The organism is Serratia sp. BFP-2025 (assembly GCF_050880365.1).
GTDB classification, from domain to species: Bacteria; Pseudomonadota; Gammaproteobacteria; order Enterobacterales; family Enterobacteriaceae; genus Serratia; species Serratia surfactantfaciens.
Genome location: NZ_JBPAFV010000004.1, coordinates 86,299 through 97,607, shown reverse-complemented (window position 1 = coordinate 97,607; position 11,309 = coordinate 86,299). Strand labels below are relative to the sequence as shown.

The window sequence follows — 11,309 nt, the reverse complement described above, 5'->3', positions numbered from 1 at the left end:
GTGCTTGTGGTTGTTACACACTCGTGCTCATTCAGTGAACGCATTGGCACATTTCGATACATTTCGGCGTCTGTACAGGCCCGGCGCTCTCTACAGTATAGAGAGTAACCAACATGTCGGCGCGAGGGCATCAGGTGGCGCTCAAGGCTTCTTTTCTATCAGTCTGTTAACGCAGCGATTTGTTCATTAACCACACACTTCACAGGGCATTGATAATCATTTTCAATATCATTTAATTAACTATAATGATCCGACTGCTTACGCGGTGCTCGCCCTTTGCGCCGCCCATACACCACTGGAGATGATGATTATGAGTTATTCACTGCCATCCCTGCCGTACGCTTACGACGCACTGGAACCGCATTTCGACAAGCAGACGATGGAAATCCATCACACCAAACACCACCAGACCTATGTCAACAACGCCAACACCGTGCTGGAAGCCTACCCTGAGCTGGCCAAATACAGCGTTGAAGAGCTGATCCAGGATCTGGATAAAGTGCCTGCCGACAAACGCACCTTCATGCGCAACAACGCCGGCGGCCACGCCAACCACAGCTTCTTCTGGAAAAACCTGAAAACCGGCACCACGCTGGGCGGCGATCTGAAAGCGGCCATCGAGCGCGATTTCGGCAGCGTTGAGAAATTCCAGGAAGAGTTCGAGAAAGCCGCAGCCACCCGCTTCGGTTCCGGTTGGGCCTGGCTGGTGCTGAAAGACGGCAAACTGGCCGTGGTGTCTACCGCCAACCAGGACAGCCCGCTGATGGGCGAAGCCGTCGCCGGCGCTTCCGGTTTCCCAATCATCGGTCTGGACGTGTGGGAACACGCTTACTACCTGAAATATCAGAACAAACGCCCTGACTACATCAAGGCGTTCTGGAACGTGGTCAACTGGGACGAAGCGGCCGCACGCTTCGCTGCGAAGAAGTAATTCGCCCCCGCTGATGAAGATGCCCGCCGCCGGCGGGTATTTTTTTGCCTGAAATCCGCTAAAGTTTGACCACTTCTTGCCGATGGTTTGTTCAATTGACGTTCGCCCGGAGAAGGAAAAACGCTATGGCGGCATTGCAAGCATTGGCAGGAAAGTTCACTCATCTCACCGTAGGTAAAAAGCTCGGTCTCGGCTTCGCGCTGTTGCTGCTGTTGGCGGTCGTCATCGCCGGCACCGGAGCGCAATACCTGCACATCATCGAATCCCGCGCCGATCGCATCGACTTCAGCAACCGGCTGAACGAGGAGATCAATCAGGCCAAATACAACCGCGCCATGTATGGCCAGACCTACCAGCCGGAATATATTCAGAACAATCGCGCCAATATCGACAACGCCGTCAAACTGATAGACCAGGGGCAAGCGCTGGACTGGGACGCCCAAAGCCGCAAGGATCTGCAGCGTCTGGTGACGCTGATCGGGGAATACCAGCAGCAGCAAAAAGTCTTTGAGCAGGCGGTGGCGGCCAAAGATGCGGTGCGCCAGAGCTGGAACATGTCGGAAGTGCAGGCCAGCCTGAGCCAGGTGGAACGTCAGCTGACCAACGGCGATCTGCAGCTGGCCTTTATCCAGCTGAACCAAAAGCTGACCCAGGTGCGCTACGGCGCGCGCGGCCTGCTGCTGAGCCTGAACAAGGAAACCGAGGCGCCGCTGATGGCGGCCATTGACGACGCGCGTGACGCGGCCAACGCCCTGAGCCTCCGGGTCAGCGACGCGCAGCGCCCGCAGCTGCAGCCGCTGCTGGCCGCTTTGGACGATTACAAAAACCGCATTGCGGCCTACCTGCCGGCCTATGAGCACGAGCAGCAGATCAGCCGGCAGCTCGGCGAACGCGCGCAGGCGATCGGCACGCTGGTGAACGCCTTTATGCAGGACGAGCTGGTGCAAACGCGCAACAACATCAATCTGGCGCAGCTGCAGATGGGCATCACCACCCTGATCGCCATCATCGCCGGGGTCCTTATCGCCTGGCGCATCACGCTGCAGATCACCCGTCCGCTGCACAGCACGCTGGCGATGGCGGAACGCATCGCCAGCGGCGACCTGCGTCAGGCGCAGACCAGCACCCGCCGCGATGAGCTGGGGCAGCTGCTGAACGCGGTGGCGGCGATGAGCCAAAATCTGCGCACCATGATTGAAAAGATCCAGATGGGCGTCAGCCAGGTTTCCACCGCCTCGGCGGAAATCGCCGCCGGCAACACCGATCTCTCTTCCCGTACCGAACAGCAGGCGGCAGCGGTCGAGGAAACCGCCGCCAGCATGGAACAGCTGACCGCCACGGTGAAACAGAACGCCGACAACGCCCATCACGCCAATCAGCTGGCCACCGACGCTTCGCAGACCGCGCAGCAGGGCGGCAAGCTGGTGGAAAACGTGGTCAGCACCATGCGCGATATCTCCAGCAGTTCGCAGCGTATCGCCGAAATTACCACCCTGATCAACGGCATTGCCTTCCAGACCAACATCCTGGCGCTCAACGCCGCTGTCGAAGCGGCACGCGCCGGCGAACAGGGCCGCGGCTTCTCGGTGGTCGCCAGCGAAGTGCGCAGCCTGGCGAGCCGCAGCGCCCAGGCAGCCAAAGAGATCGAAGGGTTGATCGCCGAATCGGTCAGCCGGGTGAAAACCGGCACCGAACTGGTAGAAAGCACCGGCAACACCATGGAGCAGATCGTCCGCTCGGTTACCCACGTGCGCGACATCATGGCCGAGATCGCCGCCGCCTCCGATGAACAGACGCGCGGCATCGCCCAGATTGGCCAGGCGATCGTAGAAATGGACCACACCACCCAGCAGAACGCCGCGTTGGTAGAAGAGTCTGCCGCCGCCGCCGATTCGCTGGAAGAGCAGGCGGAGATGCTGCTGCAGAGCGTTTCGGTGTTCCGCTTGGCGGAACAGACCGAGCCCGTCGCCACCAAAGCCGCCGCGCCGAAAGCGCCGACCGTCAAACCCGCGGCCGCCAACGCCGCAGCGGAAGAGAACTGGACCACCTTCTGACGCCCCGCCGCCCGCCTGATTATTTCGGGCGGGTTGTTATGTCCCCCCGGCGCAACTCAGGCTATGCTGAGCCCTCGACGCGAGACACGGAGGCACACATGCATCACCCAGACGTTTACATCGGCAGCATTCAACCCTATGAGGGCGGGCGCCCCAGCGCCATCGCCAAGCGCCAGGTGGATGGCGCCATCCGGCTCACGCCGCTCGGCCTGGAGGGTGACGAACAGGCGGAGAAAAGCTATCACGGCGGGCCGGACCGCGCGCTGTGCCACTACCCGCGCGAGCATTACCTCCATTGGCGCGAGCAGTTTCCGGCGCAGGCGGAGCAGTTTTGCGCCCCGGCCTTCGGCGAGAATCTCTCCACCGAAGGGCTGACCGAGCACAACGTCTTTATGGGCGACATCTTCCGCTGGGGTGAGGCGCTGATCCAGGTCACTCAGCCGCGCTCGCCGTGCTTCAAACTCAACTATCACTTCGCGATCGAGGATATTTCGGTGCTGATGCAGCAAAGCGGCCGCTGCGGCTGGCTGTATCGGGTGGTGTCGCCGGGCGCGGTCAGCGGCGACCGTCCGCTGGAGCTGGCGGCGCGCAGCAGCGACGTGACGGTCGCCGAAGCTATCGCCATCGCCTGGCATATGCCGTTCGACGCGGAACAGTACCGCCGCCTGTTGGCGGTGGCCGGCCTCTCCGCCAGCTGGAGCAAGACCATGCTCACGCGGCTCGCCGAAGGGCGCCTCGAGGACTTCAATCGCCGCCTGCTCGGCCGTTGAACACGCGGGCGGAAAAGATGAAAAACGTGCGCCGGATGCCGCGCTAAACATTTTCTTCCGCCTATACTGTAGCCGCACGTTTTTTCAGCCAGGAGCCAGGTATATGACCACCCCGACCCATTCGATTCATCACGCCGCCGCCGAAGGCTATCAGACCAATGCCGATCGCTATGTGAAAGGCCGGCCGGATTACCCGCCGGAAATCGCCGTCTGGCTGCGTGACGTCATCGGTTTGCACGCCGGCATGACGGTTATCGATCTCGGTGCCGGCACCGGCAAGTTCACCCCGCGCCTGCTGGAAACCGGCGCGCAGGTGATCGCCGTCGAACCGGTGCCGCAAATGCTGGAAAAATTGTCGGCGGCGCTGCCGCAGGTGAAAACGCTGGCGGGCACCGCCGAGGCGATCCCGCTGCCGGACGAGTCGGTCGATGCCGTGGTGTGCGCCCAATCCTTCCACTGGTTCGCCACGCCGCAGGCGCTGGCGGAAATCCAGCGCATTCTCAAGCCCGGCGGCAAACTCGGTCTGGTGTGGAACATGCGCGATGCGCGCGTCGGTTGGGTGCGTAAACTGAATCAGATCGTCGATCGCCACGAAGGCGATGCGCCGCGTTTCTATACCGGTGAATGGCGCAAGTTCTTCCCGTTCAAAGGCTTTGAACCTCTGCAGGAGCAGGTGTTTATGCTGGGCCACCGGGGCGCAGTGGAGGACGTGATCTACAACCGCGTGCGTTCAACCAGCTTTATCGCCGCGCTGCCGCAGCCGCAACAGGAGCAGGTTATCGATCAATTGCGCCAACTGGTGGCGGAAGAAGAGGAGCTGCAGGGCCAGGACACGATAACCGTGCCCTATCAGACCAAGGCGTATTTCACCACCAAGGTCTGACGCCCGGGGTTCAGAACGCTTTCTTGGCGTAACCGGTGACCGCTTTCAGGCCCATCTCACGGCCCAGCGCGGTCATCGGGTGCACCACGATCAGCCCACGCGCGCTTTTCTTCAGCGCGCCCATATCGGCCTGCTCTTTCTTGGTGATTTCACGGCTGAACGGCAGCTTGCTCAGCTTTTGCGCTTCGGCGCTCAGCTTTTCGCCGCGCACGTTTTTCAGGCGCTCGATCTCCGCCGCCAGCTTCTCTTTTTCTTTGGTGTGCTGCGCGATCAACTCAGGATTGCCCTGTTGGATCACGGTGGCGTCTTTGTGGTTCAAGGCGTCCAGCAGGTCGCTCAGGCGCTTGATCTCTGCCTTTTCTTTCTCTTTCATGGTCTCTGGCCCGTTGTGCCCAAAATGGCACGCTAATCAACAATACCGGCATTGTAGCAAAAGGCGCGCGCCGTTACCCGTCCTGCGCAATACCGGGCGGCAGGCCGCTCATCTCGCAGGCTTTGGCGCCCAGCCGGGCCAGCGCCTGGGTGTAACGCGCGTTGAACGGGTAGCAGCAGGAGAGCCGTAGCGCGTTGCGGTAGCGCCCGCTGGGGGAATACAGGGTGCCCGGCGTCAAACAGATCTGCTCCTCCAGCAGTTGATGGAACAGCGCCACGCTGTCCACGTTAGGAGGGAACTCGACCCAAAACACGAAGCCGCCCGCCGGCTGCGTGGCCAGCGTGCCGCGCGGGAAATGCCGGGCGATCAGCGCCCGCGCCTCGTCCACCTGAGCGGCGTAGCGCTTACGCAGGTTGCGCAAATGGTGATCGTAGCCGCCGCTCTCCAGGAAGGTCGCCAGCGTTTCCGACAGTAGCTGCGACTCGGACATCGATGACACCGCCTTCAGCTTGCGCAACGCCTCATGGAAACGGCCGCCGCAGATCCAGCCGACGCGAAAATCCGGCGCCAGCGTTTTGGTGAAGCTGGAGCAAAACAGCACCCAGCCGTCGCGATCGAACGCCTTCACCGCCGGTGACAGCGCGCCACCGAACTGGATCTCGGCATACAGCCCGTCTTCAATCAACGGCACCTGATGATCGTTCATCAGCCGCGCTAGCCGCTTTTTCGCCGCCAGCGGCATGGTGCAACCCAGCGGGTTTTGCACCGTCGGCATGGCGATCACCGCATTCAGCCGCTTCTCGTTCAATAGCAGTTCCAGCGCATCCAGCGACAGCCCCAGCTGTGGGTCGGTGGGGATTTCCAGCGCTTTCAGCCCCAGGCTGGCCAGCAGCGGCAGCAGATAAAAGTAGGTCGGCGACTCCAGCCCGACGCAGTCGCCCGGTTGGGTGGTGACGCGCAGCGCCAGCTGCAGCGCTTCCATGCAGCCGTGGGTCAGCACCACGTCGCCCGGCTCCAGCAGCATACCCAGCGTCATCGAGCGGCGGGCGATCTGCTGGCGCAGCCGCAGGCTGCCGGGCGGCAACGGGTACTGCCCGATCAGATCCGGCTGGCGGCGCAGCTGAGAGGACAGCATGCGCCCCAGCTTGCCGCCGGGATAGAAATCGCTGGTCTGCGGGCAGGCCAGCGCAATGTTGGTGAAGGCCGGGTTTTGCTGGGCGGCGAACACCGTATCGATCAGCGCCAGCACGTCGTCCGCCGGCGGTTCGATACGGCCACTGGGCGCCGAGGCCATCTTCAGCGCCGGCAGCGTGCTGCGCACATAAAACCCCGACTGTGGCCGTGCTTCAATCAGCCCGCGATCCTCCAGCGTGCGGTAAGCCGACACCACGGTATTGATGCTGACGCGATGGGTTTGCGCACAGCGCCGCACCGAGGGCAAGCGGTCACCGGGCAGCAGCGTGCCGCGGCGAATGGCCTCAGCCAGCGTATCCGCCAGCTGCAGGTAACGGGTATCCGGGGTCTCATCGAGCAGGGTCACAGTTTCTCTCCAGGCAATGGGTACAGTTTACATTTCGTACAACTGTAACCATGACAATATACGATTTGTGATTCTGTCACCATCCCATCGCAGCGATTATGCTGATCCTCTCGTTATCACCGTCATTTTCAAGGAACCTGCCATGCTGGACTCCGCCTTTGTCAGCTACGTCACCGTCATGTCGATCACCCCCGGCCCCAACAACCTGCTGCTGGCCTCGTCGGGCGTCAACTTCGGCCTGCGCCGCACCCTGCCGATGCTGTTCGGCATCTGCGTCGGCTGCGCGGTGCAGCTGGCGATCATTATCCCGCTGCTGGCGCTGGCGTTGAGCTGGGCCGGCGTCATCCGCTTCCCGCTGGCGGTGATCGGCTGCGCCTACCTGCTGTGGCTGTCGTGGAAACTGTTCCAGGCCGCCTCGCCGGACGCCAAAGAGCAGGCGCAGCCGATGAGCCTGCTCAACGGCGCGCTGTTTCAGGCGGTCAATCCCAAGGCCTGGCTGATGGTGATCAACGTGGCGATCCTGTTCACCCCGCGCGAAGGCGCCACCTTTGTCCATACGCTGTCGGTCATCGCCGGTTTCGCGCTGCTGAACTTGCCTTGCGTGCTGCTGTGGGCGGTGCTGGGCGATCGGTTGCGCAACGCGCTGCGGGTCACCTGGAAACTGCGGGTGTTCAACGGCGCGATGTCAGGCCTGATGGCCGCCACCGCGCTGTGGTTGCTGTTCGACGAGTGGCGCGCGGCCTTTGCTTAGCCGCGGCCGAGAGGAGAAAGCCGGGAGGGTTGTTTGGCGCCGATACCGGCGATCAGATCGGTAATGGACAGCACCATGGTGGAGCGCACCATCTGCTGATAGCGCTGGCGCTGCATGGCGATCAGCGCTTCATCCGCCTCACCCGGCTGCAGGAAGGTCGGCACCGGCGGCAGCGCAGCCACGCAGTGCAGCTCGCCGAACGGTCCGAGGATTTCGTCGTCAACGAAGCGGTATTCCGAACCGTCATGGTTCAGCTCTTCCCGCATCGCCATCAGCAGCTCGGCGTCTTCATATTCGTGGCGGGAAATCACCCCCAGCCCGTACATCAGCTTCAGGCGCACCGACAGCTCCCCCAACGGGCCGCTGCCGGACAATAGCGGTTCGACGGCATATTTCACCGCGTAGTCGTCCTTGCGAAATACCTGCACCACCAGCACGTTGAGCGCTTCCGCCAGCAGCTCTACCGCCGCGATCAGGAAGCTGCGCACCGTTTTGCCCGCGTTCAGCTTTTCCAGAACCTGGTTTTCAAATGCCTGTGCTTCTTCCATCGTCGCTTTTCGAAAGGCGTGGGGAGGGCCGTCGATGCCGAACTCGGGTTGCAGGAGCGCAGCAAGCTGCGCTCGGGTGTTCATCATCACGGATCTACTTGTGCATGGCGTTATACACAGCAACGGCCTGTTCTACAACCTCGCTTTCCGCCGGCAAGCCGGAAATTTGCGCCAGCGCGGCTTTCGGCCCCAGGGTGCTCAGCAGTTCCGCCAATTCCAGCGCCTGCGGATCCTGTTCGCTGCGGTAACTCATGGCGGCGGCGATGCCCTGGATCAGGTTGGCGTGCGGCAGGCCATATTCCAGCGTGCCCAGCAACGGCTTGATCAGGCGATCGCCAGCGCTCAGTTTGCGCAGCGGCTGACGCCCTACGCGCTCGACGTCGTCATGCAGATACGGGTTTTCAAAGCGGCCGAGGATTTTATTGATGTAGGCGGCGTGCTTATCGGCGTCAAAGCCATAGCGCTTGATCAGCACCGCGCCGCTCTCTTCCATCGCCCCTTTCACCACGCGGCGGATCGCCGGGTCAAGAATGGCGTCGCGAATGGTTTGCAACCCAGCCAGCTGGCCGAGATAGGCGGTGATGGCGTGACCGGTGTTGAGGGTGAACAGCTTACGCTCGACGAAAGCCATCAGGTTATCGGTCAGCTCCATGCCAGCGATCGCCGGAGGCTGGCCTTTAAACTGCGTCTGGTCGACGATCCATTCGCTGAAGGTTTCCACTGTGACTTCCAGCGGATCGCTGCTGTCCGCCGGCGGCACGATGCGGTCGACCGCCGAATCGACGAAGCCGACGTGCTGCTCAACCCATGCTTGCTCGTCCTGCGGCAGCGCGGCAAACACGTGCTGCTTCAGCTGGCTGGTGCCGCGCACCATGTTCTCACAGGCGATGATGTTCAGCGGCTGCGCATTGCCCTGCTGATGGCGCAACACCAACCCTTTGGCGATCGTGCCGGCGATTTTGGCGAGAATTTGCGGGCCCACGGCGGTGGTCACCAGATCCGCCTCGGCGATCAGCGCTACCGCGGCTTCGCTGCCGCTGTTGACGGCGCTGACGTTGTTGACGCTCTCTACGCGCTCTTGCTCGCCCACCACGTGCACCTGGTAGCTTTTACGGCTGTTCAGCAGATCCAGCACCGTTTGATTGACGTCGGCGAAGGTCAGCTCAACGCCCGCGTCCGCCAGCAGCTTGCCGATAAAACCGCGGCCGATGTTCCCTGCGCCAAAATGTAATGCTTTCATAACTCTACCTTCTTAATGTCGAAGGGTGCAGCAAGCTGCACCCTTTAAAATGATTCTGTTATCCGGCTTTTTTGCCGCCGAGCAGGTCCAGCACTTCCTGGACGCTGGTGGTATTCGCCAGCCGCTCGATCACGCTCTCGTCATCCAGCGCGTTGGTCAGGCTGGTGATCACCTGGATATGTTCGTTGTTGCGCGCGGCAATGCCGATCACCAGGCGCGCCACTTCGTCCTCTTCATCGCCGAAGCGCACGCCCTGCGGGTATTGGCAGAACACCACGCCGGTACGCAGCACCCGGTCTTTAGCCTCGATGGTGCCGTGCGGCACGGCGATCGACTCGCCCAGGTAGGTGGACGTGAGCTTTTCGCGCTCCAGCATCGCCGGCACGTATTCCGGCTCAACGTAGCCGCCCTTCACCAGCTGCTCGCCGGCGAAACGGATCGCCTGCTCTTTGTCGCTGGCCTGCAGGTTGAGGAACACGTTGCTCTCGCTTAGCTTGAACAGCCCCTGTTCGCCGGCCTCTGCAGCCGCGTGCGCGCCGCTCTGCGGGGCCGCTGCGGCAGCGGTATTCACCGCCAGCAAACGCTCGACCAGATCGCCATATAGCTTGCTGTCGAGGAAGTTGGTCAGTGAAATGTGCTGGGCCTGCGGCGCATGGCGCATCGCGCGTTCTGTCAGATCGCGGTGGGTGATCACCAGGTCCACATCGTCCGGCAGACTGTTGATGGCGCTGTTGGTCACCGAGATGTTCTTCAGCCCGGCGTCGGCCACTTTCTTGCGCAGCACCCCGGCGCCCATGGCGCTGGAGCCCATGCCCGCATCGCAGGCGACGATGATTTTGCGCACGGTGCTCAGATCGCCATCGACCGCCGACGGCGCGGCCGCGCCGCCCTTGGACTGCGATTTCATCTCTTGCACGCGACGGGTCGCGGCTTCCAGATCGTCATCCTCTTTCACCTTGGAGGTTTTCAGCAGGAAAGCGGACACCACGAAGGAGACGGCAAAGGCTGCGAACACCGCTGCAATGTTGGCGAAATAGGCGCCTTTCGGGGTCATCGCCAGCACCGCCAGAATCGACCCAGGGGAAGCCGGAGACACCAGGCCACCGTTCAGCATCGTCAGGGTAAAGACGCCGGTCATGCCGCCCAGGATCACCGCCAGCAGCAGACGTGGGTTCATCAGCACGTACGGGAAGTAGATTTCGTGGATGCCGCCCAGGAAGTGAATGATCGCTGCACCGCCGGCGGATTGCTTGGCGCTGCCGCGGCCGAAGAACATGTAGGCCATCAGCACGCCCATGCCCGGGCCTGGGTTGGCTTCAATCAGGAAGAACACCGACTTGCCGGCTTCCGTGGCCTGCTGAATGCCCAGCGGCGAGAAGATGCCGTGGTTGATGGCGTTGTTCAGGAACAGGATTTTCGCCGGTTCAACGAAGATGGACGCCAACGGCAGCAGGTTGTTCGTCACCATCACGTGCACACCCGCCGCCAGCAGTTTGGAGAGCACCTCCACCAGCGGCCCGATGCCCAGGAAGGCCAGGATCGCCAGCAGCATGCCGATGATGCCGGCGGAGAAGTTGTTCACCAGCATTTCAAAGCCGCTTTTGATCTTGCCGTCCACCCAGCGGTCGAAGTGCTTGATAGCCCAGCCGCCCAGCGGGCCGGCGATCATCGCGCCGAGGAACATCGGCATGTCGGCGCCGACGATGACGCCCATGGTGGTGATGGCGCCGACTACGCCGCCGCGATCGCCGCCTACCAGTCGCCCGCCGGTGTAGCCGATCAGCAACGGCAGCAGGTAGGTGATCATCGGGCCGACCAGCTTGGCTAAGGTTTCATTCGGCAGCCAGCCGGTTGGAATGAACAGTGCGGTGATAATCCCCCAGGCGATAAAGGCGCCGATGTTGGGCATCACCATGTTGCTCAGGAAGCGGCCAAAGTTTTGCACTTTAACCTTGATGTCTGGTGAAAACATAAAACACACCCCTATTGTTACGCGCTGACAATAGAGCGCGTGATTATTGTTGTGACGATCCAGCCGTGTTGCCGCTGTATGCGAAACGGACTCTATCACGCTGTTTTTGTCACGCGAACTTCACGAATTTTTTGTGATACAAATCACATACAACACCCCAACAAACCACCACTTATAGTGATGCCGATCACAATTATGGCGTGTAAAAAAAGCACAGTGAGAAAGAAACCGCCTTAAAACCCGCAAT

General features: G+C 61.6%; 10 protein-coding genes. 5 read left to right on the top strand and 5 right to left on the bottom strand.

The window, feature by feature from the left end; translation table 11 throughout:
• Positions 1-310 precede the first annotated feature (310 nt).
• From sodA to ACRAWE_RS21135, 4 genes are all read left to right on the top strand, one after another.
• Entirely contained in the window at positions 311-931 is a 621-nt protein-coding gene (gene sodA / locus ACRAWE_RS21150; protein ID WP_004934003.1) for a superoxide dismutase [Mn], read from the top strand.
• A gap of 125 nt (positions 932-1,056) precedes the next feature.
• Complete coding sequence (locus ACRAWE_RS21145) at positions 1,057-2,985, top strand: methyl-accepting chemotaxis protein (protein ID WP_432525843.1); 1,929 nt, start codon at positions 1,057-1,059, stop codon at positions 2,983-2,985.
• A 98-nt stretch (positions 2,986-3,083) separates the two neighbouring features.
• Positions 3,084-3,755 carry a 6-hydroxyaminopurine reductase gene (gene yiiM, locus ACRAWE_RS21140; RefSeq protein WP_033631409.1) on the top strand — a complete coding sequence of 224 codons (672 nt, stop codon included), beginning with the start codon at positions 3,084-3,086 and terminating at the stop codon, positions 3,753-3,755.
• A gap of 103 nt (positions 3,756-3,858) precedes the next feature.
• Positions 3,859-4,638: a class I SAM-dependent methyltransferase gene (locus ACRAWE_RS21135; RefSeq protein ID WP_432525842.1), complete on the top strand. Its 780-nt coding sequence runs from the start codon at positions 3,859-3,861 to the stop codon at positions 4,636-4,638.
• Positions 4,639-4,648: 10 nt separating this feature from the next.
• Here the strand turns inward: ACRAWE_RS21135 and ACRAWE_RS21130 are convergent, their stop codons facing one another.
• Both ACRAWE_RS21130 and ACRAWE_RS21125 read right to left on the bottom strand, forming a co-directional pair.
• A complete protein-coding gene (locus ACRAWE_RS21130; protein WP_063918266.1) occupies positions 4,649-5,011 on the bottom strand; it encodes a YibL family ribosome-associated protein in 363 nt (120 codons plus the stop codon).
• Between the two features lie 73 nt (positions 5,012-5,084).
• Positions 5,085-6,551 carry a PLP-dependent aminotransferase family protein gene (locus tag ACRAWE_RS21125; RefSeq protein ID WP_063918267.1) on the bottom strand — a complete coding sequence of 489 codons (1,467 nt, stop codon included), beginning with the start codon at positions 6,549-6,551 and terminating at the stop codon, positions 5,085-5,087.
• 142 nt (positions 6,552-6,693) lie between these two features.
• Here ACRAWE_RS21125 and ACRAWE_RS21120 point away from each other — a divergent pair, with 142 nt between their 5' ends.
• Complete coding sequence (locus tag ACRAWE_RS21120; RefSeq protein WP_004933983.1) at positions 6,694-7,302, top strand: LysE family translocator; 609 nt, start codon at positions 6,694-6,696, stop codon at positions 7,300-7,302.
• On the opposite strand, the gene ACRAWE_RS21115 is transcribed toward ACRAWE_RS21120, so the two are convergent.
• The 3 genes from ACRAWE_RS21115 to ACRAWE_RS21105 all read right to left on the bottom strand — a co-directional run bounded on the left by ACRAWE_RS21115 (position 7,299) and on the right by ACRAWE_RS21105 (position 11,062).
• Positions 7,299-7,850: an MltR family transcriptional regulator gene (locus ACRAWE_RS21115; RefSeq protein ID WP_016929575.1), complete on the bottom strand. Its 552-nt coding sequence runs from the start codon at positions 7,848-7,850 to the stop codon at positions 7,299-7,301. The two genes, ACRAWE_RS21120 and ACRAWE_RS21115, sit on opposite strands and share 4 nt — an antisense overlap.
• Before the next feature lie 94 nt (positions 7,851-7,944).
• Positions 7,945-9,090: a mannitol-1-phosphate 5-dehydrogenase gene (locus ACRAWE_RS21110; RefSeq protein ID WP_063918268.1), complete on the bottom strand. Its 1,146-nt coding sequence runs from the start codon at positions 9,088-9,090 to the stop codon at positions 7,945-7,947.
• 58 nt (positions 9,091-9,148) lie between these two features.
• Positions 9,149-11,062 carry a PTS mannitol transporter subunit IICBA gene (locus ACRAWE_RS21105; RefSeq protein WP_019455520.1) on the bottom strand — a complete coding sequence of 638 codons (1,914 nt, stop codon included), beginning with the start codon at positions 11,060-11,062 and terminating at the stop codon, positions 9,149-9,151.
• Positions 11,063-11,309 lie beyond the last annotated feature (247 nt).

Excerpts from the sequence above, each read along its gene's own strand:
- sodA (WP_004934003.1), top strand. The coding sequence starts at position 311 with ATGAGTTATTCACTGCCATCCCTGCCGTACGCTTACGACGCACTGGAA.
- ACRAWE_RS21145 (WP_432525843.1), top strand. The coding sequence starts at position 1,057 with ATGGCGGCATTGCAAGCATTGGCAGGAAAGTTCACTCATCTCACCGTA.
- yiiM (WP_033631409.1), top strand. The coding sequence starts at position 3,084 with ATGCATCACCCAGACGTTTACATCGGCAGCATTCAACCCTATGAGGGC.
- ACRAWE_RS21135 (WP_432525842.1), top strand. The coding sequence starts at position 3,859 with ATGACCACCCCGACCCATTCGATTCATCACGCCGCCGCCGAAGGCTAT.
- ACRAWE_RS21130 (WP_063918266.1), bottom strand. The coding sequence starts at position 5,011 with ATGAAAGAGAAAGAAAAGGCAGAGATCAAGCGCCTGAGCGACCTGCTG.
- ACRAWE_RS21120 (WP_004933983.1), top strand. The coding sequence starts at position 6,694 with ATGCTGGACTCCGCCTTTGTCAGCTACGTCACCGTCATGTCGATCACC.
- ACRAWE_RS21115 (WP_016929575.1), bottom strand. The coding sequence starts at position 7,850 with ATGGAAGAAGCACAGGCATTTGAAAACCAGGTTCTGGAAAAGCTGAAC.
- ACRAWE_RS21110 (WP_063918268.1), bottom strand. The coding sequence starts at position 9,090 with ATGAAAGCATTACATTTTGGCGCAGGGAACATCGGCCGCGGTTTTATC.
- ACRAWE_RS21105 (WP_019455520.1), bottom strand. The coding sequence starts at position 11,062 with ATGTTTTCACCAGACATCAAGGTTAAAGTGCAAAACTTTGGCCGCTTC.